This window comes from Achromobacter piechaudii NBRC 102461, assembly GCF_001571245.1.
Taxonomy (GTDB): Bacteria; Pseudomonadota; Gammaproteobacteria; order Burkholderiales; family Burkholderiaceae_B; genus Achromobacter; species Achromobacter piechaudii.
Map to the genome: position 1 here is coordinate 81893 of NZ_BCTK01000016.1, position 25618 is coordinate 107510.

The window sequence follows — 25618 nt, forward strand, 5'->3', positions numbered from 1 at the left end:
GGGTTTTGTTCGGGCACAAGCCTGGAGGGCTTTAGATGCGCTTCAATCAAGCTGCAACCGCGCGCATTGCAACCGCGCTTTAGTCGCCCAGCTTGGCACGCTGTTCGCGCACCTTTTGCAGCGTTTCACCGAACTGCGTCATGCGTGCCTTTTCCTGTTCGACCACGGCCGCGGGCGCGCGCTCGACAAAGCTGGCGTTCGACAGCTTGCCATTGGCCTTGGCGATTTCGCCTTCCAGTCGCGCGATTTCCTTATCCAGGCGGATGCGTTCGGCAGCCACGTCGATCTCGACATGCAGCATGAGGCGGCTGGCGCCCACCACCTGAACCGGCGCGCCGGCGTCGGGCAAGACATCCAGCACGTCGACCTGGCTGAGTTTGGCCAGCGCGGCAAGGTAGGGCGCGTTGCGCTTGAGCGTGGGCGCGTCGCCTTGGGCGCACAGCGGCACCTTCTGGGCGGGCGACAGGTTCATTTCGCCGCGCAGGGCGCGCACGGCTTCGACCTGCGCCTTCAGTTCGGCCACGTCCGCTTCAGCAGCGGTGTCCACGGCAGCCGGATTGACTTGCGGATAGGGCTGGACGCTGACGCTGTCGGCCACGCCTTCCTTGCGCTTGCCCGCCACGACCGACACCTTCTGCCACAGCTCTTCGGTGATGAAGGGGATGATCGGATGGGCCAGGCGCAGTACGCATTCCAGCACGCGGATCAGCGTGCGGCGCGTGCCCAGTTGCTGGGCCGGCGTGCCGGTCTGGATCTGGACCTTGGCCAATTCCAGATACCAATCGCAGTATTCGTCCCAGACGTAGCGGTACAGCGCGTTGGCGATGTTGTCGAAGCGGTAGTCGGCAAAGCCGCGCGCCACGTCGGCTTCCAGCGTTTGCATCTGGCTGATGATCCAGCGGTCGACGAACGAGGTTTCGCCGGCGTCCGAACCCGTCAGGTCATGGCCTTCGGTATTCATCAGCACGAAGCGCGTGGCGTTCCACAGCTTGTTGCAGAAGTTGCGATAGCCTTCGCAGCGCTTGAGGTCGAAGTTGATGTTGCGGCCCAGCGTGGCGTAGGCCGCCATCGTGAAGCGCAGTGCGTCGGTGCCGAACGCGGGAATGCCATCGGGATACTGGCGGCGCGTGGCCTTTTCGATGGCGCCCGCCTGCTTGGGATTCATCAGGCCGTACGTGCGCTTGGCCACCAGCCCGTCCAGATCGATGCCATCGATAAGGTCGACCGGATCCAGCGTGTTGCCCTTGGACTTGCTCATCTTCTGGCCGTCGGCGTCGCGGATCAGGCCGTGCACGTAGACGTGCTTGAACGGAATCTGGCCGGTCATGTGCGTGGTCAGCATGACCATGCGAGCGACCCAGAAGAAGATGATGTCGAAACCCGTGACCAGCACGCTGGACGGCAGATAGCGTTGCAGGTCGGGCGTGTTGTCCGGCCAGCCCAGCGTCGTGAACGGCACCAGGCCCGACGAGAACCAGGTGTCCAGTACGTCAGGGTCGCGGGTGAGGTCGCCGGTGACGCCGGCCGCGCGCGCCTGCTCGATAGCGCCGGCTTCGTCGTGGGCGACAAAGACCTGGCCGTCTTCGGAATACCAGGCCGGAATCTGGTGGCCCCACCACAGTTGGCGCGAGATGCACCAGTCCTGGATGTTGTTCAGCCACTGGTTGTAGATGGTGGTCCAGTTGTCCGGGTAGAACTGGATGCGGCCATCGGCCACCACTTCCAGCGCCACTTCAGTAATGCTCTTGCCCGGATTCAGCGTGCCTTCCGGCGCGGGCTTGCTCATTGCCACGAACCATTGGTCCGTCAGCATGGGTTCCAGCACGACGCCCGTGCGGTCGCCCTTGGGCTGCATCATCTTGTGCGGCTCGACCTTGACCAGATAGCCTTCGGCATCCAGCTGGGCAACCACCGCCTTGCGCGCTTCGTAGCGCTCCAGGCCCTGGAACTGCTTGGGGCCGTTCTCGTTGATGTGCGCGTCCAACGTGAAAATCACGATCAGCGGCAGATCATGGCGCATCGCGCAGGCGTAATCGTTGAAGTCGTGCGCGCCGGTGATCTTCACGCAGCCCGTGCCGAATTCAGGATCGACGAAGTCGTCGGCGATGATCGGGATATTGCGGTCGCACAGCGGCAGTTCGACTTGCTTGCCGATCAGGTGCTGATAGCGCGGATCTTCGGGGTGTACGCACAGCGCGCCGTCGGCCAGCATGGTTTCGGGGCGGGTCGTGGCGATGGTCATGCCGCGCAGCGTGACGGTCTGGCCGTCTTTGTCGACGATGGTCTGCGGGCCGTCCACGAAGGGGTAAAGGATGTGCCACATGTGGCCATCGGTCTCTTCGGACTGCACTTCCAGGTCGGACACGGCGGTCAGAAGCTTGGGGTCCCAGTTGACCAGCCGCTTGCCACGGTAGATCAGGCCCTGTTTATGCAGGCGGACGAAAGTTTCGACGACGCCGCGCGACATGCGCTCGTCCATCGTGAAGTATTCGCGCGGCCAGTCGGCCGATGCGCCCAGGCGGCGGACCTGCTCGGTGATGGCGTTGCCCGACTTTTCCTTCCATTCCCAGACTTTCTCGACGAATTTTTCGCGGCCGAGGTCGTGGCGGGAAACCTTCTGGGCATCGAGCTGTCTTTCAACCACGATCTGCGTGGCGATGCCGGCGTGGTCGGTGCCCGGGATGAAGACGGTGTCGTCGCCCGACATGCGGCGATAGCGCACCAGGCCGTCCATGATGGTCTGGTTGAACGCGTGGCCCATGTGCAGCGTGCCCGTCACGTTGGGCGGCGGGAACTGGATGACATAAGGCTGGCTTTCCGTCCCCGTTTTTACGTGCTGTCCTGCCGTGAAATAGCCGCGCTTGTCCCATTCGGCGTACCAGCGCGATTCCAATTCGGAGGGTTCGAAGCTCTTGGAGAGTTCCGGGGTGTCGCTCGCGGGGGTCGCGGCGGTCGGGGGAGCAGCTTGAGTCATTACAGGGTTCCGGCAAACAGGGGCGCCCGGGGTAGGGATACGGGCAGCAAACCGCTCATTTTAAGATGTAATGCGGTCTTCTCGGCGTGTTAGAATACCGGGTTACTGTAAACCTTTTAGAAGTCCATGAATTCATTGAGGATTCCTTCAGAAATGTGCGCTTAAAACCGCTCGTTTCGGTATCCTCGGTAAGAATCCAAGGCACGTCTGATCGGTGGCCAGTGTCGAATCCCTGCCTTGGCAAGCGGTTCAGGCCGGCCCGGAATGTTCAACGGAATCGTTCAAACAAGCCGGACCGCCTGCGCGCCCATCGCGCGATGACACTTCAAGGGTGACACCGACAAGTGCAGAGCCACGCCAGGCAATTAATCAGAAACCAGTCAGAAATCAGCTTTCGGAGTTCCTAATGTCCATCCAACGCACCCTCTCGATCATCAAGCCCGACGCCGTCGCCAAGAACGTCATCGGCCAGATCGTCGGCCGCTTCGAGCAAGCCGGCCTGAAGGTCATCGCTGCCCGCCTGGCGCAACTGTCGCGCGCCGACGCCGAGCGTTTCTACGCCGTGCACAAGGAACGCCCCTTCTTCAAGGACCTGGTCGATTTCATGATCTCGGGCCCCGTGTTCGTGCAAGTGCTGGAAGGTGAAGACGCCATCCAGAAGAACCGCGACCTGATGGGCGCCACGGACCCGAAGAAGGCCGAAGCCGGCACCATCCGCGCCGACTTCGCCGACAGCATCGACGCCAACGCCGTGCACGGCTCGGACGCTCCGGAAACGGCCGCTGTCGAAGTCGCTTTCTTCTTCCCCGAAATCAACATCCACAGCCGTTGATTTTCGCGTAAGCACTGAATTAGTTTTTTAGCGTTACCCAGGTCATGGAATCCGTCGAACGAATCAATCTGCTGGGGCTGGATGGCTCCGCCCTGTCCGAACTCGTCGGGCAGTGGGGCGGCAAGCCGTTTCGCGCCCGTCAGCTGCAGCGCTGGATGCACCAGCGCGGCGCCGATTCGTTCGACGCCATGACCGATCTGGCCCGCGAGTTTCGCAGCCAGCTCGCGTCCAACTGCCGTATCGAGGCCTTGCCCGTCAATATCGAGCAGCGCTCGACCGACGGCACGCGCAAGTGGCTGTTCGACGTGGGGCAGGGCAATGCCATCGAAACCGTCTTCATCCCCGAAGACGATCGCGGCACCCTTTGTATTTCCAGCCAAGCCGGCTGCGTGGTCAATTGCCGCTTTTGCTCGACCGGGCATCAGGGCTTTAACCGCAATCTGAAAACCAGCGAAATCATCGGCCAGCTGTGGTGGGCCAAGCGCGTGCTGGAAGCCGATATCGGCACCGCCCGCCTGGAAAGCGCCAAAGCCACCGAAGATACGCGCGTCATCAGCAACGTGGTCATGATGGGCATGGGCGAACCCCTGCTCAATTACGATCAGGTCTTGCCGGCCCTGCGCCTGATGCTGGACGACAATGCCTACGGCCTGTCGCGCCGCCGCGTCACGGTGTCCACCTCGGGTGTGGTGCCCATGATGGACCGCCTCTCGCAAGACTGTCCCGTGGCGCTGGCCGTATCGCTGCACGCGCCCAACGACGCGTTGCGCGACGAGCTGGTGCCGCTGAACAAGAAGTACCCGTTGAAAGAGTTGCTGGCGGCTTGCGAGCGCTATCTGGCGTTTGCCCCCCGCGACTTCATCACCTTTGAATACTGCATGCTGGACGGCATCAACGATACCGACCAGCACGCCAAGGAACTGATCCAAATTGCACGCCAGTTGCGCTGCAAGCTCAATCTGATTCCGTTCAACCCCTTCCCTGAGTCGGGCCTGAAGCGTTCCAATTCCGCCCGCGTGAAGGTGTTTGCGCAGCGCTTGATGGACGCCGGCATCATCACGACCGTGCGCAAGACCCGGGGCGACGACATCGATGCAGCTTGTGGTCAACTGGCCGGAGAAGTGCGCGACCGCACCCGGATAACCGAGCGCAACGCTGCACAGCGCCAGACCATACCAATTAAACAGGTGCATGCATGACCCAGGAATTCGCTTCTGCAGTTTCTGAAACGCCCGCCAGCGCTGCGGGCAATATCGGCTCGGCACTGCGCGCACTGCGCCAGTCCAAGGGCTGGTCCCTAGACGAGGTTTCCAGCCGGATCAAGTTTTCCACGAAGCAGATCGAAGCCCTTGAAAACGAAGCGTGGGCCGATTTGCCCACCGGCGTTTCCCTGCGCGGCCTGGTCCGCAACTACGCGCGCCTGCTGGGCGCCGATTCCCAGGCCATCGTCGATTCGCTCGACCCCAAGGCCCGCGTGACCGGCCCCGTCAAACTCAGCCCGGGCGCGCTGCATTCCGCGCACTCCATCCCTCAGTCCAGCGCTGACGACGATCGTTCGTCGTCTACGTCCTGGGGGTGGCTGATCGCCATCGTGCTGGTGCTGGCCGCCGGCGTGGCGTATGCCTTCTGGCAAGGCTGGTTGCCGCAGCAATGGCTGCCGTTCGACTGGCTGCCCAAGCCCACCAAGTAAACCGGTTCCACCGATGCAAGATTCCTCTCTGCCTTGCCACGATGCGCCGCCTCCCGCCGTAGGGGCCGCCATGCGCCGCGCCACCCGTTCGGTGGCGGTGAAGTGGGGCGAACGCGTCGTTATGGTTGGGGGCGATGCGCCGGTCGTGGTGCAGTCCATGACCAATACCGACACCGCTGACGCCATCGCCACGGCGATCCAGGTCAAAGAGCTGGCGCAGGCCGGCTCCGAGCTGGTGCGGATCACCGTCAATACGCCCGAGGCGGCCCGCGAAGTGGTCGCCATCCGTGAACAGCTCGACCGCATGGGCGTCAACGTGCCGCTGGTGGGAGACTTCCACTACAACGGCCACAAGCTGCTGACGCAGTTTCCGGAATGCGCGCAGGCGCTGTCCAAGTACCGGATCAATCCGGGCAACATGGGCGGCGGCAAGCGGCGTGACGACAACTTCGCCCAGATGATCGAAGTGGCTTGCCGTTACGACAAGCCCGTGCGCATCGGCGTGAACTGGGGCAGCCTGGATCACGAATTGATGGCGCGCAAGATGGACGAGAACAGCCGCCGCGCGCAGCCTTGGGAAGCCCAGGCCGTGATGCGCGACGCGCTGGTCGTCTCGGCCATCACCAACGCGCAGCGCGCCGAAGAATTGGGCTTGCGCCGCGACGCCATCATCCTGTCGTGCAAGGTCAGCCATGTGCAAGACCTGATCGCCGTCTACCGCGACCTGTCCGCCCGCTGCGACTATCCGCTGCATCTGGGCCTGACCGAAGCCGGCATGGGCAGCAAGGGCATCGTGGCGTCCACCGCTGCGCTTGCCGTGCTGTTGCAGCAAGGCATCGGCGACACCATCCGTATTTCGTTGACGCCGGAACCCGGCGGCGACCGCAGCCGCGAAGCCATCGTGGCGCAAGAAATTCTGCAGACCATGGGCTTGCGCGCCTTCACTCCCATGGTGGTTGCGTGCCCCGGCTGTGGCCGCACCAGCAGCACGTTCTTCCAGGAACTGGCCGACAGCATCCAGTCTTACCTGCGTCGTCAGATGCCGGTCTGGAAGGCGCAATACCCAGGCGTTGAAAGCATGAACGTCGCGGTCATGGGCTGTGTGGTCAACGGGCCGGGCGAAAGCCGCCATGCCGATATCGGTATCAGTCTGCCGGGAACGGGCGAAGTGCCCGCGGCGCCGGTATTCGTGGATGGCGAACGCACGGTGACGCTCAAAGGCGACCATATCGCCGAAGAGTTCCAGGCCATCGTCGAAGACTACGTGGCGCGCCGTTACGGCGTGCTCGCCTCTCATTAAAAGAAAGGGTGTAGCCGCAAACGCGCCACCAGGCGCGTGATGCGGCATGATCAAGATGACTCAAGCTTTCCAGAAAGTCGCCGCCATACGCGGCATGAATGACGTGTTGCCCGGGCCGAGCGCCCGCTGGGAACAATTCGAGGAAATCGTGCGCGGCTGGCTGCGCGGCTACGGCTATCGCAATGTGCGCACGCCCGTGCTTGAGCATACGCGCCTGTTCACGCGCGGTATCGGCGAAGTGACCGACATCGTCGAAAAAGAGATGTACACCTTCACCGACGCCCTGAACGGTGACTCGCTGACGATGCGGCCGGAAATGACGGCCGGCATCGTGCGCGCCTCGATCGAGCACAACATGCTCTATGACCGTCCGCAACGCGTCTACTCGATCGGCCCGGTGTTCCGTCACGAACGCCCGCAACGCGGCCGCTACCGCCAATTCCACCAGATCGACGTGGAAGCCCTGGGCTTCGTAGGGCCCGATGTCGACGCCGAGCTGATCGTCATGCTGGCCCGCCTCTGGAAGCTGCTGGGCTTGAAGGACGTGCGCCTGGAACTCAATTCGCTGGGTCAACCCGCCGAACGCGCCGCGCATCGCGCCGCCTTGATCGAGCACCTGGAAAAGCACCGCGACATTCTCGACGAAGACGGCCAGCGCCGCCTGTACACGAACCCGCTGCGCGTGCTGGACACGAAGAATCCCGCCATGCAGGAAATGGCCAACAGTGCGCCGCGCCTGTTCGATTTCCTGGGCGATGAATCCCGCGCGCACTTCGAAGGCGTGTGCCAGCGCCTGACCGAAGCCGGCATCGAATACAGCTTGAATCCGCGCCTGGTGCGCGGACTCGACTACTACAACCTGACCGTGTTCGAGTGGGTCACCGATCGTCTCGGCTCGCAGGGCACTGTGTGCGGCGGCGGCCGCTACGACGGCCTGATCGAATTGCTGGGCGGCAAGCCCGCGCCTGCGGTCGGTTTTGCCATCGGCATGGAGCGCCTGCTGGACCTCTGGGAACAGAGCGTGCAGCTGGATGCGCCCGCCGAATGCGACGTCTACGTGGTGCATCAAGGCGAAGACGCGCAACGCCTGGCCGCCAGCGTTGGCGAAACGCTGCGCGATGCCGGCTTGTCCGTGATCGTGCATGCGGGTTCGGCCGGCTTCAAATCCCAATTCAAGCGCGCGGATGCCAGTGGCGCCCGGGTTGCGGTTATTCTTGGCGCCGATGAAGTTGCATCGCAGACGGCCAGCGTCAAATATTTGCGCGCGGACGCCCAGGGCGACGCCGCGCAGCAGCAGGTGGCGCTTGCCGATCTGGCTGCGGTACTGAACAACAAGGGTTAAGGCATGGCATACGATCTCGAAGAACAGGAAAAGCTGGACGCCATCAAGGCGTGGTGGGCTCGATACGGCACGCTGGTCGTGACGCTGTTTGCCGTGGTGGCGCTGGCGTGGGGCGGTTGGTGGGGCTGGAAGGCCTATGAATCGCATCGTGCGAACCAGGCCATGGGCTACTTCGAGGCGCTGGAAGACGCGGCCCGCCTGGGTGGCGCGGATTCTGCTGTGCGCATCAAGACTGCCGCCGCCACGCTGCGCGAACAGTACCCGGCGACGGGCTATGCCGCGCGCGGCGCGCTGGTCGCTGCGCAAGCCCTGCAAGCTCAGAAAGATGATGCTGGTGCCCGTGAGCAACTGGAATGGCTGGCCGCCCAGGGTAAGAACCCGTCCATGCAATCCGTGGCGCGCCTGCGCCTGGCCGGCATGCTGCTGGACCAGAAGCAGTACGACGCCGCGCTGGCCCAACTGAACAATCCGCCGGCCGCGTTTGCCGCCTTGTTCGCCGACCGCCGTGGCGATATTCTCGCGGCGCAAGGCAAGCGCGACGAAGCGCGTGCGGCCTGGCAAAGCGCTATTGATGGCTTGGGCACGGCGAACCCGCTGACCCAGGTTGTGCAATTGAAATTGGATGCCCTGAGCGGAGCGTGACTGTAATGCGTAAATTTGCACCTGGTCGTACGTGGCGTGGCGCCGTTTGCCTGGCGAGTTTGCTTGCCCTGGGCGGTTGCGGCCTGTTTTCCCACGATGACGGCCGTTACGATCCCGCCCCGCTGACCGAATACAAAGCCGGCATGTCCGTGCGCCAGGTCTGGTCCACGTCGATCGGCAGCGGCTCGGGCCTGGGCTTCGCACCTACCGTGCTGGGCACGGCGGTCTACGCGGCCACGCCGGATGGCTCGGTCGGCAAGTTCGACCTGCAAAGCGGTCGTCCGCTGTGGAAGGCCAAGGTCGACGGCAAGCTGTCCGCCGGCGCTGGCAGTGATGGCACCACCACCGCCGTGGCCTCGCCCGACGGCGACGTCATCGCATTCGACGACACCGGCAAGGTCAAGTGGAAGGTCCGCGCAACCAGCGATGTCACCATCCCGCCGGTCGTGGGCTATGGCATCGTCGTCGTGCGCAGTGGCGACTACCGCATCCAGGCCTTTGACGCCAACAGCGGCGAACGCGTCTGGAACGTGCAGCGCCCCGGTCCGTCGCTCGCCTTGCGCAGCGTGTCGCAGATGGTCCTGGCCGAAGGCCTGGTCATTACCGGTTTGCCGGGCGGCAAGCTGATGGCGATCGCCTCCGACAGCGGCAACGTGCAATGGGAAGGCACCGTCGCCACCCCGCGCGGCGCCAGCGACCTCGAACGCCTGACCGACGTTGTCGGTACGCCGCGCATCGCGGGTAATCTCCTTTGCGCAGTGGCCTACCAAGGGCGTATCGTCTGCTTTGACGTAACCGCCGGCGGCCGTCCGTTGTGGGCCAAGGACTTCTCCAGCGTCAGCGGCATGACGCTCGACGACCGCTTTGCCTATTCGGCGGATCAAAATAGCGTCGTCAACGCGTTTGCACTGGATAATGGCGGCAATGTGTGGAAGCAGGCGGCGTTGAAGAACCGCAAGCTGACCGCGCCGGCCATGCTTGGCGGTGCGCTGGCAGTCGGCGACCTGGATGGTTATCTGCACTTCCTGTCGCGTAGTGATGGCAGCCTGATGGCGCGGCTGTCCGTGGGTGGAGGCGCCGTCGTTTCGCCGCCGCAAACCACCCCCCAAGGTGTGCTGGTCCAGACGGGCAATGGCAATCTCGTCATGATCGGCGCCAACTAAAACCTATAGAACAAAGCCTTAAACCGTGTCTTTCAAGCCTGTCGTTGCCCTGGTCGGTCGCCCCAATGTGGGGAAGTCGACCCTTTTCAACCGCCTGACGCGATCACGCGCCGCGCTGGTGGCCGATTTTTCCGGCCTGACCCGCGATCGCCATTACGGTGAGGGCAGGGTAGGCGAGATCCCGTTCATCGCTATCGATACCGGCGGCTTTGAACCTGTCGCCAAAGACGGGATTCTGCTGGAGATGGCTCGCCAGACCCGGCAGGCCATCGCCGAAGCCGATGTTGTCGTGTTCCTGGTCGACGCTCGCGCCGGCCTGAACGCCCACGACCACGAAATTGCGCAGTTGCTGCGCAAGTCGGGCCAGCAGCGCGTGCTGTTGGCGGTGAACAAGGCGGAAGGCATGGGTCTGGGCCCGGCCATCTCCGAGTTCCATGAACTTGGCCTGGGCCAGCCCTATCCGATTTCCGCCGCGCACGGCGACGGCATCGTCGATCTGATCGAACTGGCGTTGAAGGATCTGGCCGAGCCTCCCGCCGAAGCCGAGCCTTTCGAGGAAGGCGAGGGCGACCTCGAACACGATCACCGCATAAAGCTGGCTATCGTTGGTCGTCCGAACGTCGGCAAGTCGACGCTGATCAATACCCTGATGGGCGAAGAGCGCGTCATTGCATTCGACTTGCCCGGCACCACGCGCGACGCCATCGAAATCGACTTCGATCGCGACGGCCGCCGCTACACGCTGATCGATACGGCGGGCTTGCGCAAGCGTGGCAAGGTCTTCGAAGCGGTTGAAAAGTTCTCGGTCATCAAGACGTTGCAGGCTATCGAGGCCAGCAACGTGGTGCTGCTGATGCTGGACGCGCACACCGAAATTTCCGAGCAGGACGCCCACATCGCCGGCTTCGTGCTGGAGACGGGTCGCGCCGTGGTGGTCGCCATCAATAAGTGGGATGGCCTGGACGGCGAAGAAAAGGAACGCATCGAACGCGAATTCCAGCGCAAGCTGCGCTTCCTGTCGTTCGCGCGCGTACACACCATTTCGGCGTTGCGCGGGCAGGGCATCAAGCCGCTGCTCAAGTCGATCAATTCGGCGCACGCCGCCGCGTTCGCCAAGCTGTCGACGCCGAAGTTGACGCGTGAGCTGCAAGCCGCCATCGAGCAGCAGCAGCCTCCGCGCAAGGGTATCTTCCGTCCCAAGATGCGCTATGCGCACCAAGGGGGGCAGAACCCGCCGCTGGTCGTCATCCACGGCAACGCGCTGGACGCCATTCCCGATTCGTATCGCCGCTATCTGGAAACGCGTTTCCGTAATGCCTTCGATCTGGCCGGCACGCCGCTGCGGATCGAATTCAAGTCATCGCACAACCCCTACGCGCAGGAAAGCTGATCCATGAGCCGTTTCTGGAGTCCCGTGGTCGGGACGCTCAGTCCGTATGTCCCGGGCGAGCAGCCCAAGCTTCAGAACCTGGTCAAGCTGAACACCAACGAGCATCCTTACGGGCCGTCGCCGAAGGTGCTCGAAGCGATCCGCGCCGCTGCTGACGACACGCTCAAGCTGTACCCGGACCCTTCGTCCGACCGGCTGCGCCACGCCATTGCAAAGAATGCGGGCGTGCAAGCGAACCAGGTTTTTGTCGGCAATGGCTCGGACGAAGTGCTGGCGCACGTATTCCTCGCGCTGCTCAAGCACGATAAGCCGCTGCGGTTTCCGGACATTACCTACAGCTTCTATCCCGTCTATTGCGGGCTGTACGGCATCCAGTACGAAACCGCGCCGTTGGCGGCAGACTTCTCCATCAACGTTGACGACTACCTGCCTGGCGCGAACGGGCAGGCGGGCGCCATCATCTTCCCCAACCCCAATGCACCCACCGGCCGCGCGTTGAGCCTGGCCGATGTCGAGCGCATCGTGGCCGGCAATCCGGACGCGGTTGTGGTCGTGGATGAGGCTTACGTCGACTTCGGTGGCGAATCGGCCGTGGGATTGGTTGGGCGCTACGACAACCTGCTGGTTGTGCAGACGCTGTCCAAGTCACGCTCGCTTGCTGGTCTGCGCGTGGGCTTCGCGGTGGGCAGCGCCGAACTCATCGACGGCCTTGAGCGCGTAAAGAACAGTTTCAACTCCTACCCGATTGATCGTCTGGCAGAGGCCGGCGCAGTAGCGGCTTTGGAGGATACAGAGTACTTTGACAAGACTCGCGTTGCCGTGATTGAAACCCGGTCGCGGATGACGGCGGGCTTGCAGGCGTTGGGCTTCGAGGTTTTGCCATCCGCCGCGAATTTCGTGTTCGCACGGCACCCCGAAAAAGACGCCGCGGGTCTGGCCGCCGCCTTGCGCGAGCGCAGCATCATCGTGCGTCATTTCCGTCATGCGCGCATCGATCAGTTTCTACGAATTACCGTGGGCACCGACGAGCAGGTAAACCTGCTTCTAGAGGCCCTCGCGCAGGTCCTGCAGGGGTGATCTTCAGGGGCATTTCAGCTTGAAATCTCTGGTGTCATCTTCGCTTCCTGGCCAAGTAGCACGGGCCGGGAAAACCCTGTAGAGTACATGTTTCGGTGTGCTCCACCAGCACAAGAAAGCACATCATCACTCAATAACAAACAAATGGAGCCTGGCCAATGAGCAATAAAGGGCAAACTCTGCAAGATCCGTTTCTGAACACGTTGCGCAAGGATCATGTGCCCGTGTCGATTTACTTGGTAAACGGGATCAAGCTTCAAGGGCAAATCGAATCTTTTGATCAGTACGTGGTGCTGCTGCGCAATACGGTCACGCAAATGGTTTACAAGCATGCCATTTCCACCGTTGTTCCCGCGCGCGCCGTGAATTTTCAGGTGGAAGTTCCTGCTGAGTAAGCTCGCTCCAGCTGTACCTTTTTTTGCCCGCCGGACGGATGACGTCGGCGGGCATTTTCGCTTTGGCTCCAATATGGTGCATGTATGCGCGCTCTGATTATCAGCGTGGACCTGGGTGACCCGGACCACGCCGCCCACGCCGAAGAATTTACGATGCTGGCCAAGGGCGCGGGCGCGGAAGTCGTCGGCACCCTGAACGCTCGGCGCGACCGGCCCGACGCCAAGTTCTTCATCGGCTCGGGCAAGGCGGACGAGGGCGTCGCGATGGCGCAAGCCTTGCTGGCCGACATCGTTCTGTTCGACCAGCCTTTGTCACCCGCCCAGCAACGCAACCTTGAACGCGCTTTCAATCTGCGCGTGGTGGATCGCGTTGCGCTCATCCTCGACATCTTCGCGCTGCGAGCGAAAAGCCACGAGGGCAAGTTGCAGGTGGAGCTGGCGCAGTTGCAGCATCTGGCCACGCGGCTGACCCGCATGTGGAGCCACTTGGAGCGTCAGCGTGGCGGTATCGGGATGCGCGGGCCGGGTGAGTCGCAGCTTGAGATGGATCGCCGCATGATCGGCGCCAAGGTCAAGACGCTGCGCGAACGCCTGGATCGGGTTGAGCGCCAGCGCGTGACCCAGCGGCGTGCGCGGGCCCGAGGCGGCGCCTTGTCGGTGTCGCTGGTCGGATATACCAACGCGGGCAAGTCCACGCTGTTCAATGCGCTGACGCGCGCTGACAGCTATGCCGCGGACCAGCTATTCGCCACGCTCGACACCACGACGCGTCGAATCTGGATCGAAGGCGCCGGCTCGGTGGTGGTGTCGGACACCGTAGGATTCATCCGAGACCTGCCTCACGGCCTGATCGCCGCATTCCGCGCAACACTGGAAGAGACCGTGCACGCGGATCTGCTGCTGCACGTCGTCGACGCAGCCAGTCCGCAGCGGGATGAGCAGATTTTTGAAGTGAACAAAGTCCTCGCCGAAATCGGCGCCTCCGCCATTCCGACCATTCTGGTATACAACAAGATTGACCGGGCGGGTTTGGAACCCCGGGTGGAGCGCGATGCACATGGTACGATTGCGCGAGTATTTGTAAGCGCCACCGAGCGCGCCGGTCTGGATGCGTTGCGCGGGGCAATTGCGGAGACCGGACAGATTGTGGGAAACAATGCCGCGAATTATCAAACTCTTCAATCTGAATGACCCCGGCTGGGGTCGTGGGAACAACAACGGCTCCGAGCCGCCGCCTAAGCGGCCTCAAGGCAACGGAGACGGCCCACCCGACCTGGACGAAGTCTGGCGCGATTTCAATAATCGCATCGGCTCGCTATTCGGTCGCAAGGGCGGTGGCGGGGGCAACAACCGTCCCGGCAACCGAGGCGGCATGACGCCGCCATCGCCACGAGGCACGCGCATCGGGCTGGGCGTCATCGCTCTGGTCGCAGCGGGCATCTGGTTGGCCAGCGGCTTCTACATCGTGCAAGAAGGCCAGGTCGCCGTGGTGACCCAGTTCGGCAAATACAAAAGCACGTCGCAAGCCGGCTTCCAGTGGCGCTTGCCGTACCCCATCCAAAGCCAGGAAATCGTCAACGTGTCGCAACTGCGCACGTTTGAAGTCGGTTTCCGTGGCGGCTCGCGCAATAAGGTTCTGCCCGAAGCGCTGATGCTCACGACGGACGAGAACATCGTCGATATGCAGTTCGTCGTGCAATATCGCCTGCGCGCCGATGGCGCACCGGATTACCTGTTCCAGACGCGCGACCCGGACGAGTCGGTCCGTCAGGCCTCTGAAACGGCCATGCGCGAAGTCGTGGGCAAGCAGTCGATGGACTTCGTCCTGTACGAAGGCCGTACCGCCGTGGCCACGCAAGTGCAGGCGCTGATGCAACAGATCCTGGATCGCTACAAGAGCGGCGTGCAAGTCAGCACCGTCGCCATCCAGAACGTGCAGCCGCCGGAACAAGTGCAAGCTGCGTTCGATGACGCCGTCAAGGCTGGTCAGGACCGCGAACGCCAGATCAACGAAGGTCAGGCTTACGCCAACCAGGTCGTGCCGTTGGCCAGCGGTCAGGCCTCGCGCATGACCGAGCAGGCCGAAGGCTACAAGGCCAAGGTGGTGGGCGATGCGCAGGGTAATAGCTCGCGCTTCACCAGCATCCTGGGCGAATACGAAAAGGCGCCGCTCGTCATGCGCCAGCGTATGTACCTGGAAAGCATGCAGGATATCTTCACGCGCGCCAGCAAGGTCATGGTCGACACCAAGAGCAACAACAACATGTTGTATTTGCCCCTGGACAAGATCATGCATCTGGCTGCCCAAGACGCCAGCAAGTCCAGCGTCGGCAACCCGGGTTCGCCTGCGTTGATCAGCCCGCCCACCCAACCGCCGTTGCGCAACAACGCGGCGCCGGCCCCTCAATCTTCCGGCAGCAGCAATAGCAACACGCTGCCTCGCGACCGTATGTCGCGCTAACCCGGAGGATTTCTGATCATGCAACGTTTTATGCCCATCCTGGTCGGCCTGCTCATCGTGCTGGCTGCCCTGTCCTCCTGCGTCTTCGTCGTGCGCGAGCGCGACTACGCCCTGGTGTTCTCGCTGGGTGAAGTGCGCAAGACCATTAGTGAACCCGGCCTGTACTTCAAGGCTCCGCCTCCGTTCCAGAATGTCGTGACGCTCGACAAGCGCATTCTGACCATCGAAACCAACGAAGCAGAACGCATCCAGACTTCTGAAAAGAAGAACCTGCTGATCGATTCCTACGTGAAATGGCGTATTGCGGATCCCCGCCAATACTATGTTTCGACGGGTGGCAACGAACGCGTGGCTCAGGAACGCCTGCAAGCGCTGATCCGCGATGCCTTGAACGCTTCGGTCAACGTGCGCACGGTGCGTGACGTGGTCTCGACCGAACGCGACAAGATCATGGCCGAGATCCTGACGAACGTCGCCAAGCGCGCCGAGCCCCTGGGCGTGCAGATCGTCGACGTGCGCCTGCGTCGTATCGAATTCGCGCCGGAGATTTCGGAATCGGTGTACCGCCGCATGGAAGCGGAGCGTACGCGCGTCGCCAACGAGCTGCGTTCCATCGGCGCCGCCGAAGGCGAAAAGATCCGCGCTGAAGCGGATCGCCAGCGCGAAGTGATCGTCGCCGAGGCATACGCCAAGGCGCAGGGCATCATGGGTGAAGGCGACGCCGCCGCCGCCTCGATCTATGCGCAGGCCTACGGCAAGAACCCGCAGTTCTACACGTACTACAAGAGCCTGGAAGCCTACCGCGCGTCGTTCTCCAAGCCGAGCGACATTCTGGTGGTGGACCCCAGCTCCAGCTTCTTCCAGTTCATGAAAGACCCGTCCGGCGAAGCGCTGGCACCGGTCACGGTTCCTGCGAAGTAAGTCGGAAAGCCTCTGGCAAGTGCAAAGCCCCTTGGATATCCAAGGGGCTTTTTCTTGATGACGGCCGGCGCTGCGCAGCGCTCAGAAGGATAGGGGGACAGCATCGGACGCCCAGGAATCCTGGCTGGCGCTGTCCGCTGACTCATGTACAATACCGCGTAAGCTAGAAAACATTCCGCAGCGGCTGAGCGGGCTTACGCCCCCTCAGCCGCTTTTTCGTTTGGGCGACGCCCACGCATCACTTGGCGTTCTTCAGGTAAACATTCATGGGTAACTGGTTGCTGCCCGAGAGCCTTGCCGACGTACTTCCGGCAGAGGCCCGGCGCATCGAGGAATTGCGCCGCGAACTTCTCGATTTGTACCGTACATACGGATTCGAGCTGGTCGCGCCGCCCCTGGTCGAATACATCGATTCATTGCTGTCCGGCACCGGTAGCGATCTGGATCTGCGCACCTGCAAGCTGGTTGACCAGCTGACGGGCCGCACTCTGGGCGTGCGGGCCGACATGACTCCTCAAGTCACGCGCATCGATGCGCACTTGTTGAACCGCGCCGGCGTGACCCGCCTGTGCTATTGCGGCAACGTACTGCATGCCCGCCCGGCGGATCTTCTGTCCAGCCGCGAGCTTCTGCAGATCGGCGCCGAGATCTACGGTCATGCCGGTTTTGAAGCTGATCTGGAAATCATCCAGCTCGTGCTGGAAACCGTGGCGATCGCCGGGGTGCGCAACCCCCGTCTGGACTTGTGCCATCCGGGTGTGGTTCGCGCCATCGTCGAGTCGGATCCGGCTGCCGTGGCGTTGGCTGACGAAGTTATCCGCCTGCTGCGGGATAAGGACGTGCCCGGCTTGAGTGAACTGGCTGAACGCGCACCCGGCATTCGTGCCGAGACGCTGAAGGCCTTGAAGTTGCTGCCCAATCTGTATGGTGGCCCCGAAGTGCTGAAGAATGCGCGCCGCGATCTTCCGTTGTTGCCCGGCGTGGCGGCTGCGTTGGATGCGCTGCAAGCGCTGGTGGACGCGATGCCCAACGTGGCGTTCGGCGTTGATCTGGCGGATGTGGGCGGCTATGGCTACCACTCTGGCGTGAAGTTCGCGCTGTATGCGGAAGGCTGGCACGACGCGCTTGTCAGCGGGGGCCGTTACGACGACGTCAGCCGTGCATTCGGCCGAGCGCGTCCTGCTACGGGCTTCAGTCTTGATTTACGCAAACTGGCGGCAGGATTGCCGCCAGCGGAACGGGCGCGTGCAGTTCGCGCGCCCTGGGGGCAGGCCCCCGCCTTGACCGAGGCGGTTCGCCGTCTGCGCCGGTCAGGGGAAATTGTCGTTCAGGTATTGCCCGGTCACGAGCAGGATCAGGACGAATTCGTTTGCGATCGCGAGCTGGCGCTGCAAGATGGCGCCTGGACGGTCAGAACGCTGTGACTAACTCCCTCTTGGAAACAAGAGGGCCGCGGGGAGATTTCCGGATTTCCCGAGAAACTCGATATTGATTCGTAACATGAGCAAGAACGTAGTCGTAATCGGCACCCAATGGGGTGACGAGGGCAAAGGCAAGATCGTCGATTGGCTGGCGGAATCCGTCCAAGGCGTGGTCCGCTTCCAGGGCGGTCACAACGCCGGCCATACGCTGTGGATTAATGGCAAGAAGACCATTCTTCGCCTGATCCCGTCCGGCATCATGCATCCCGGTGTCACCTGCTTTATCGGCAATGGCGTCGTGCTGTCCCCGGAAGCCCTGCTCAAGGAAATCGAAGAGCTGGAAGCTGCCGGTCTGGACGTGCGCTCGCGCCTGCAGATTTCCGAAATCTGCCCGCTGATCCTTCCTTATCACGTGGCCATCGACAAGGCGCGCGAAGCGCGCAAGGGCGAAGGCAAGATCGGTACCACCGGTCGCGGCATCGGTCCGGCGTACGAAGACAAGGTCGCCCGCCGCGCGTTGCGCGTGCAGGACCTGTTCAATCCTTCGCTGTTTGACGAGAAGCTGGCAGAGGTGTTGGATTACCACAACTTCGTGCTGACCAAGTACTTGGGCGCCGAAGCGGTTTCCGCCAACGAAGTGCGCGATCAGGCGATGGCGTTGGCCCCGGCTATCGCCCCGATGGTCAAGGACGTATCCAGCAACCTGTACGCAATGCAGCAGGAAGGCAAGCGCATCCTGTTCGAAGGCGCGCAAGGCGCACTGCTGGATGTCGATCACGGCACGTACCCCTTCGTCACCAGCAGCAATTGCGTGGCAGGTGCTGCGTCGGCTGGCGCTGGCGTGGGTCCGCAGCAGTTGGATTACGTCCTGGGCATCACCAAGGCGTACACCACGCGCGTCGGATCTGGCCCGTTCCCCACGGAATTGGTCGACGAAATCGGCACGCGCCTGGCCACCATCGGCAAGGAATTCGGTTCGGTCACGGGTCGTCCGCGTCGCTGCGGCTGGTTCGATGGCGCCGCGCTGAAGCGTTCGGTTCGCCTGAATGGCATTTCCGGCTTGTGCATCACCAAGCTTGATGTGCTGGATGGCCTGGAAACGATCCAGCTGGGCGTCGGCTACCGCGTCAACGGTGAATTCCGTGATGTGCTGCCGTATGGCGCTCATGCTGTTGCGCAAGCGCAGCCGGTGTTGGAAGAGCTGCCGGGTTGGTCCGAATCCACTGTCGGCATCACCGAGTACGACAAGCTGCCCGAAGCGGCCCGTCGCTACCTGGAGCGCGTCGCCGAAGTTTGCGGCGTGCCGATCGATCTGGTTTCGACCGGCCCCGACCGCAATGAAACCATTGTCCTGCGTCATCCCCTGAAGGGCTGATCGGGTTATTATTCCAAAGGCCGCCGCCGGTCTCATACCGGCGGCGGCCTTTTCGTATCTTTAAGCAGGAGATGCTTACCTATGAGCACGCCGACCAATGATGAGAGCCATCTGTGGGTGACGTGGGACGATTACAACCGGTTGATCGAGCGCCTTACCTTGCAGGTGCACCAATCGGGATGGAAGTTCGACAAGATTCTTTGCCTGGCGCGCGGCGGCATGCGCGTCGGCGACGTTATGTCCCGTATTTTTGACGTACCCCTGGGCATTTTGGCCACCAGCAGCTATCGCGAAGCCGCCGGCACCAAGCAGGGGGACATGGATATCGCCCAGTTCATCACCATCACGCGCGGCACCTTGTCCGGGCGGGTGTTGCTGGTGGACGACATGGTTGATACCGGCAAGACCTTCAGCAAGGTCTACGACCACCTGAAGAGCCAGTTTGCCGACATCACGGAATTGCGCAGTGCTGTCCTGTGGTGGAAAGGGCATTCCCAGGCGACGCCCGACTACTACGTGGAAAAGCTGCCGACCAATCCCTGGATCCACCAGCCGTTCGAAGACTACGACAGTCTGCGTCCGCATCAGCTGGAAGCCTGGATTCGCAAGGGTTACAAGAGCTGATCGCAGGTGCAGTGCAAGGGGAGGGGTTTGACGCCCGTATGCGTCAAGTGTCCCTCCCAGTAGTCAAAGCGTGCATGACCATGCTAGAATCGCTGGTTATCGCTAAACCGAACTTGGCTTGTTACTCTTTGGGTAGTCTTTGGGTAACGGAAACAGCCAGCGGAAATCCGAGAAATACGTAAAAAACGGGCAACAGTGGGTACGCATCGGTACTGCCAAGGCAGCACTGCATGTTTTCCCGCTACGTCGTTTTTCGAGAACTTGGGTTGCGCTTTCAAAGTTCCTCGTTCCGCGGTTATCGCGGACCTGGACCCGCGCAGCGTTGCTGGTAAGCAAGCCAGGTTTGTCATCAACTTTTGTTACCCTACAAGCAGGCCAATCACTTTATGCCTATCGTTCGACTGAAGGAAAACGAACCGTTTGAAGCCGCTCTGCGCCGCTTCAAGCGCACCATCGAAAAGACCGGTTTGCTCACCGAGCTGCGTTCGCGCGAGTTCTATGAGAAGCCCACGGCCGAGCGCAAGCGCAAGCACGCCGCCGCCGTGAAGCGCCACTACAAGCGCATTCGTAGCCAACAACTGCCCCCGCGCCTGTATTGATTTTTGATTCCCGAATCTATTGATTCCAGAATCATTCATCCAGGATCTACTCGCCCGAGTCGACGTTGTCGACGTAGTCGGGCGATATGTGCAGTTGCGAAAGGGTGGGGCCAACTTGCTTGGCCTGTGCCCCTTTCATAACGAAAAAAGTCCGTCTTTCACTGTCAGCCCCACCAAGCAGTTCTATCACTGCTTCGGCTGTGGAGCACATGGCAGCGCCATCACTTTCCTGATGGAACATACGGGCACCAGTTTCCCCGAAGCCGTGCGCACGCTCGCGGCTTCGGCGGGAATGACGGTCCCCGAAGAAAACCGAAGCCCCCGCCAGCAGCAGGAATCCGCGCGCCGTCGCGCCGAAGAGTCGCGCCATACGCAGGTGCTCGATGCTGCCCAGGCGCACTATCTGAAGCAGTTGCGCGCCTCGCCGGCAGCGATCCGCTATCTGAAGCAGCGCGGGCTGACGGGCGAAATCGCCGCGCATTTTGGTTTGGGGTGGTCGGGCACCGATCGCCACGGTCTGTCGCAAGTCTTTCCGAATTACGAAGATCCCACGCTGGTGGAATCGGGCCTGGTCATCGAGTCCGAGGACGGGCGCCGCTATGACCGCTTCCGCGAGCGAGTCATGTTCCCGATTCGCAATGCGCGAGGCAGTCTCATCGGATTTGGCGGCCGCATCATCGGCAAGGGCGAGCCCAAGTACCTGAATTCGCCCGAAACGCCGCTGTTTTCGAAAGGCCATGAGCTGTACGGCTTGTGGGAAGCGCGACTAGCCATCCGTCAGGAAGGCCAGGTGATCGTGGTCGAAGGGTACATGGACGTGGTCGGGCTGGCGCAGCAAGGCATCGCCAATGCGGTCGCCACGCTGGGTACGGCCACGACGCCCGACCACGTCAAGAAGCTGCTGCGCGCAAGCGACAAAGTGATATTCAGTTTTGACGGCGATGGCGCGGGTCGGCGTGCCGCCTGGCGTGCCTTGCAAGCCTGTCTTCCCGTCTTGCGTGACGATATCGCGATACGTTTCCTCTTCCTGCCTACCGAGCACGATCCGGATTCGTATGTGCGTGAATTGGGCGCCGAGGCCTTTCGCGCTTGCTTGAGCGACGCGGTTGCGTTGTCCCGCTTCTTGCTTGACGAGCTGGCCTCGCGGCACAACATGAATGAAGCGGAAGGACGGGCCAGCTGCCTGCACGAAGCCAAGCCCTTGCTGGCGGCGATTCCGGAATGCGCGTTGCGCGTCCAGATCGAGCGTGAAATGGCCAAGCTGGTGCAGCTTACGCCCGAAGAAATGTCGCAGATTCTGGCGCAGCAGCCCGCCAAGCCTTTTGCGCAGCCCGCTGCTGCGAAGGCAGCCGCTGGCGACGCGGGTGGTGCGTCGGGATATTCGGGGCCGGATACTGAGGGTGGTCATCCCGACATGGGATATGACTTTGCCGGCCATGATTTCCAGGATATTCCCGCCGATGAGCCGGACTATGCCGATTACGGCCACTTCCCATCGTCCGGTGGGGATTCCGGCGCCCCGGCTGGTCAACGCAGCGGCGGAAAGCCCGAGTGGAAGAGTAAGGGCGATTGGAAGGGCAAGAGCGATTGGAAGGGGGGTGGCAAGGGCAACTGGAAAGGGCGCCGGGACAACGATGTGGGCGGCTTCGAAGGGCGCCGCACGATGCCGTCCCTGGCCAAGCGCCTGTTGGGGCTTTTGCTGGCACACCCTGAACTTGTGGACTCCATGGGCGATCAGCAGCTTGAAGTCATCGACCATGGCCCCCATCTAGGTTTGGTAAGGGACTTGATCATGCTGGCCCAATCCAGTGGTGCGCGCCATGTCGGGGCATTGCTGGAAGCCGCGGAGCCGGATTCAGATCTGGCGACCGTCCTCAAGGGGCTACGCGCGGATATCCTGTCCCAGGAAGATTTGCCTGACCCCCAGACCGAGTGGGACGACGCATTGCGTCGCATTGAATTCGACTCGGCCAAGCTGGAAATGTCCAAGTTGGCGGCCACTGGCCTAGCGACGGAAGAGGCGCGAAAACGTTATCTGGAGTTGTCCAGCAGGTTGGCGGTGCTGAAAGGTGCTGGGATACGCTAAATGCGCTAAAATCGAAGGTTGTCCTCTGGTCGCGGCTACGAGGATGGCGCATCGAAGACTGCGTGGAAGAAGCATGGGAGATGCATGAAAGATGCATGTAAGACGAAGGGGCTGATGACTGGGGGGCGAAGCAATGTGACGCCTTCTCTAGCAAATTCGTTGCATGTTATTCCCCGTGGTTTGCTGAGTGAAGATTCCTGAATAATTTCTGAATTTTCGCGCCCGCATCTCACGGCACGGCGGCGTACAAGAATGTATTAAAGCCAGTGGAATCAATTTTGGCCTGTTCAATCTAATAGGAGTGCGTCGCTGCTGTAGTCGGGCGGGCGCGGCGAGTTGAGGTTGATTATGTAGTAAGGCAGGGCGGTGGATGTGCAATGCGCCGCAATGTCAGCACTGAAAAATGTAGTGCAGTTGATGTGTTGAAAAAGAAGTAGTGCAAAAGACGTAGTGACGAACACTTAAGTACATCATTCAAGTAGTTTTATGGCCGTCGGCGGATAACCGACGGCTGAGCGGTGAATCAGGCAGTTCAGCGGCGAGAATTTTTGCGTAGCGTTAGTGGTCTGGGTGCTGTGTCTACATAGCTGCTAGGGGCAATGGTCCCCATAAGCAAGCAAAGCCTATTTATAGGCAGGCAGCCCCCCCAACGCCCGGAATCCGTCGCAGGATGAGGTTATGCACGTTAAGCGCCATAACGGTATTGCACCGGCAAGGCGCCGAGCGGGCTCGCAAGAGCTGGCGCTGCGAACAACGCAGCCGCGTGATCTTGGCCGGTTTATCTGTTTTACCCGTATCTGCGTCGCGCTGGGCCACCGTCCAGTGCGGGCCAGCGCGGTGCAACATGCCCAAACGGGTTGCGACGACCACGGAAGCGACTATGACCAAATCCACCGGCAAATCCTCCTCTGCAATTGATGCGGCTGAACTCAAGGCCCCTGCGGCCAAGCGCGCCGTAAGCATGGCGGCGGAAAAAGCGCCCGCCAAAACGGCGGTGAAGGTCGCCAAGCCCGCCGCCAAGACGGCTGCCAAGAAGGCAACCAAGACGGCCGCGGCTGACAAGCCCGAAAAAGTGACCAAGGCTCGCGCCAAGAAGGCTGAGGACAAGCTCGCCGACCTGGTGGGTGGCAGCCCCGTGCGTTCGGGCCCGGTGCCCAGCGGTCGCCGCCCCGGCCGCCCGGCCAAGAATGCCAATAACGATTCCGACGGCTTCGACGATACGATGGACGGCGAAGGCGAAGTGCTGCCCGACTTGAAGCCGCCCAAGCGCGGCGGCAAGCGTGGCAAGGCTGATCCCAAGGATCTGATCGCCCGCGGTCCCGTTACGCCCGAAGAATACGAAGCACGCCGCAATCGCCTGAAGCAGCTGATCAAGCTGGGTAAGGACCGCGGCTACCTGACGTACGGCGAAATCAACGACCATCTGCCTGACGATCTGGTCGACGCCGAAGCCATCGACGGCATCATCAGCACGTTCAGCGACATGGGTATCGCGGTCTACGACCAGGCCCCCGACGCCGAAACGCTGTTGATGAGCGAGAACGCCCCGGTTGCGTCCAACGACGATGACGTCGAGGACGAAGCGGAAGCCGCCCTGACGACCGTGGACTCCGACTTCGGCCGGACGACCGACCCCGTGCGTATGTACATGCGCGAAATGGGTTCCGTCGAGCTGCTGACGCGCGAAGGCGAAATTGAAATCGCCAAGCGTATCGAAGACGGCCTGAAGCACATGGTCATGGCCATCTCGGCCTGCCCGACCACCATCAACGAAATCCTGGCCCACATCCTGCGCGTGCGGGAAGGTCAGGCGCAGATTGACGAAGTCGTCGATGGCCTGGTCGATCCGGAAGACGGCGAAGAATACGCCGGCGCCGGCGTCACCGCCGACGAAGACGAAAGCGATGACGGCCCCGCGGGCGGCATGTCCAGCAAGCAGCTGGAAGACCTGCGCGTGAAGGCGCTGGCCAAGTTCGACGAAGTGGGCAAGCAGTTCGACAAGATGCGTCTGTCGTACGAGAAGGACGGCTACAAGTCGGACATCTACGTGCGCGCCCAGGAATCCATCCAGAACGAGCTGATGGGCATCCGCTTCACGGCGAAGATGGTCGAGAAGCTGGCCGACACGCTGCGCAACCAGGTTGAAGAAGTTCGCCAACTGGAACGCGCCGTCCTGCACACGTGTGTGGACCGCGCCGGCATGCCGCGTACGCATTTCATCAAGGTCTTCCCGGGCAACGAAACCAACCTGCAGTGGGTTGTCGACGAGGTCGCCGCTGGCCATCCGTACGCCGAAACGCTGGAGCGCCAGATTCCCGCCGTGCAGGAATTGCAGCAAAAGCTGATCGACCTGCAAACGCGCGTCGTGCTTCCGCTGAAGGATCTGAAGGACGTCAACAAGCGCATGGCGACGGGCGAAGCCAAGGCTCGCAAAGCCAAGCGTGAAATGACCGAGGCCAACCTGCGTCTGGTGATCTCGATCGCCAAGAAGTACACGAACCGTGGCCTGCAGTTCCTGGATCTGATTCAGGAAGGCAACATCGGCCTGATGAAGGCCGTGGACAAGTTCGAGTACCGTCGCGGCTACAAGTTTTCGACCTACGCAACGTGGTGGATCCGTCAGGCCATCACGCGTTCCATCGCCGACCAGGCGCGCACCATCCGTATTCCGGTTCACATGATCGAAACGATCAACAAGATGAACCGGATCAGCCGTCAGATCCTGCAGGAAACTGGCGCCGAGCCGGATCCCGCGACGCTGGCGCAGAAGATGGACATGCCCGAGGACAAGATCCGCAAGATCCTGAAGATCGCCAAAGAACCGATCTCCATGGAAACGCCGATCGGTGACGACGATGATTCGCATCTGGGCGATTTCATCGAAGACACGTCGACCCTGGCGCCTTCGGACGCGGCTTTGCATGGTTCCATGCGTGATGTGGTCAAGGAAGTGCTAGACTCTCTCACCCCGCGTGAAGCCAAGGTTCTGCGTATGCGTTTCGGTATCGAAATGAGCACCGACCAGACCCTGGAAGAAGTGGGCAAGCAGTTCGACGTCACGCGTGAGCGCATTCGCCAAATAGAGGCTAAAGCGCTGCGCAAGCTGCGTCACCCCAGCCGGGCCGATAAGCTGAAGAGCTTCCTGGAAGGGCAGTAATCGTTTTCAGGGCCTCTAGCTCATGCCTGGTTAGAGCAGCGGACTCATAATCCGTTGGTGCCGAGTTCGACTCTCGGGGGGCCTACCAAGTAAACATGCGGGTCTCGGAGCAATCCGAGGCCCGTTTTGTTTTCCGGAATCCTGAGACTTTTCCGCAATCCAGTTCACC

Annotated in this window: 20 protein-coding genes and 1 tRNA gene; 20 read left to right on the forward strand and 1 reads right to left on the reverse strand. The window is 61.7% G+C overall.

Features of this window, described 5'->3' with window-relative positions; translation table 11 throughout:
* Positions 1-79: 79 nt before the first annotated feature.
* Complete coding sequence (locus tag API01S_RS27965; RefSeq protein ID WP_061306668.1) at positions 80-2974, reverse strand: valine--tRNA ligase; 2895 nt, start codon at positions 2972-2974, stop codon at positions 80-82.
* Positions 2975-3380: 406 nt separating this feature from the next.
* Here API01S_RS27965 and ndk point away from each other — a divergent pair, with 406 nt between their 5' ends.
* The 20 genes from ndk (at position 3381) to API01S_RS28065 (ending at position 25537) form a co-directional block, all read left to right on the forward strand.
* The gene (ndk, locus tag API01S_RS27970; protein WP_006218576.1) at positions 3381-3806 is read left to right on the forward strand and encodes a nucleoside-diphosphate kinase; all 426 of its coding nucleotides are present in this window, start codon (positions 3381-3383) and stop codon (positions 3804-3806) included.
* 44 nt (positions 3807-3850) lie between these two features.
* Entirely contained in the window at positions 3851-5005 is a 1155-nt protein-coding gene (gene rlmN, locus API01S_RS27975) for a 23S rRNA (adenine(2503)-C(2))-methyltransferase RlmN (RefSeq protein WP_046803686.1), read from the forward strand.
* Complete coding sequence (locus API01S_RS27980) at positions 5002-5496, forward strand: helix-turn-helix domain-containing protein (RefSeq protein WP_006218578.1); 495 nt, start codon at positions 5002-5004, stop codon at positions 5494-5496. The genes rlmN and API01S_RS27980 overlap by 4 nt, the downstream gene beginning before the upstream one ends.
* A gap of 13 nt (positions 5497-5509) precedes the next feature.
* Positions 5510-6796, forward strand: a complete 1287-nt coding sequence (ispG, locus tag API01S_RS27985; protein ID WP_050731048.1) for a flavodoxin-dependent (E)-4-hydroxy-3-methylbut-2-enyl-diphosphate synthase — start codon at positions 5510-5512, stop codon at positions 6794-6796.
* Between the two features lie 55 nt (positions 6797-6851).
* On the forward strand, positions 6852-8138 hold the full coding sequence (hisS, locus tag API01S_RS27990; protein ID WP_156487200.1) for a histidine--tRNA ligase: 1287 nt from the start codon (positions 6852-6854) through the stop codon (positions 8136-8138).
* 3 nt (positions 8139-8141) lie between these two features.
* A complete protein-coding gene (locus tag API01S_RS27995) occupies positions 8142-8780 on the forward strand; it encodes a YfgM family protein (RefSeq protein WP_006218581.1) in 639 nt (212 codons plus the stop codon).
* A 5-nt stretch (positions 8781-8785) separates the two neighbouring features.
* Entirely contained in the window at positions 8786-9943 is a 1158-nt protein-coding gene (bamB, locus tag API01S_RS28000; RefSeq protein WP_006218582.1) for an outer membrane protein assembly factor BamB, read from the forward strand.
* A gap of 25 nt (positions 9944-9968) precedes the next feature.
* A complete protein-coding gene (gene der, locus API01S_RS28005; protein WP_006218583.1) occupies positions 9969-11333 on the forward strand; it encodes a ribosome biogenesis GTPase Der in 1365 nt (454 codons plus the stop codon).
* A gap of 3 nt (positions 11334-11336) precedes the next feature.
* The gene (gene hisC, locus API01S_RS28010) at positions 11337-12410 is read left to right on the forward strand and encodes a histidinol-phosphate transaminase (protein WP_061306670.1); all 1074 of its coding nucleotides are present in this window, start codon (positions 11337-11339) and stop codon (positions 12408-12410) included.
* 158 nt (positions 12411-12568) lie between these two features.
* Positions 12569-12805 (forward strand): RNA chaperone Hfq, encoded by a 237-nt coding sequence (gene hfq / locus API01S_RS28015; RefSeq protein WP_006218585.1) that lies wholly within the window; start codon positions 12569-12571, stop codon positions 12803-12805.
* Positions 12806-12889: 84 nt separating this feature from the next.
* The gene (gene hflX, locus API01S_RS28020) at positions 12890-13996 is read left to right on the forward strand and encodes a GTPase HflX (RefSeq protein ID WP_006218586.1); all 1107 of its coding nucleotides are present in this window, start codon (positions 12890-12892) and stop codon (positions 13994-13996) included.
* Positions 13962-15266, forward strand: a complete 1305-nt coding sequence (hflK, locus tag API01S_RS28025) for an FtsH protease activity modulator HflK (protein ID WP_039883076.1) — start codon at positions 13962-13964, stop codon at positions 15264-15266. Before hflX ends, hflK begins: the two co-directional genes overlap by 35 nt.
* A gap of 18 nt (positions 15267-15284) precedes the next feature.
* Positions 15285-16187: a protease modulator HflC gene (hflC, locus tag API01S_RS28030; RefSeq protein WP_006218588.1), complete on the forward strand. Its 903-nt coding sequence runs from the start codon at positions 15285-15287 to the stop codon at positions 16185-16187.
* 266 nt (positions 16188-16453) lie between these two features.
* The gene (locus API01S_RS28035) at positions 16454-17611 is read left to right on the forward strand and encodes an ATP phosphoribosyltransferase regulatory subunit (protein WP_006218589.1); all 1158 of its coding nucleotides are present in this window, start codon (positions 16454-16456) and stop codon (positions 17609-17611) included.
* A 76-nt stretch (positions 17612-17687) separates the two neighbouring features.
* Entirely contained in the window at positions 17688-18983 is a 1296-nt protein-coding gene (locus API01S_RS28040) for an adenylosuccinate synthase (protein WP_006218590.1), read from the forward strand.
* Positions 18984-19064: 81 nt separating this feature from the next.
* Entirely contained in the window at positions 19065-19607 is a 543-nt protein-coding gene (locus API01S_RS28045; RefSeq protein WP_006218591.1) for a phosphoribosyltransferase, read from the forward strand.
* 386 nt (positions 19608-19993) lie between these two features.
* Positions 19994-20206 (forward strand): 30S ribosomal protein S21, encoded by a 213-nt coding sequence (gene rpsU, locus API01S_RS28050; RefSeq protein ID WP_006218592.1) that lies wholly within the window; start codon positions 19994-19996, stop codon positions 20204-20206.
* Between the two features lie 19 nt (positions 20207-20225).
* Positions 20226-22292 (forward strand): DNA primase, encoded by a 2067-nt coding sequence (dnaG, locus tag API01S_RS28055; protein WP_006218593.1) that lies wholly within the window; start codon positions 20226-20228, stop codon positions 22290-22292.
* 880 nt (positions 22293-23172) lie between these two features.
* Positions 23173-25449 (forward strand): RNA polymerase sigma factor RpoD, encoded by a 2277-nt coding sequence (gene rpoD / locus API01S_RS28060; RefSeq protein ID WP_039883078.1) that lies wholly within the window; start codon positions 23173-23175, stop codon positions 25447-25449.
* Between the two features lie 9 nt (positions 25450-25458).
* Positions 25459-25537: transfer RNA gene (locus API01S_RS28065), tRNA-Ile, on the forward strand.
* Positions 25538-25618: the final 81 nt, after the last annotated feature.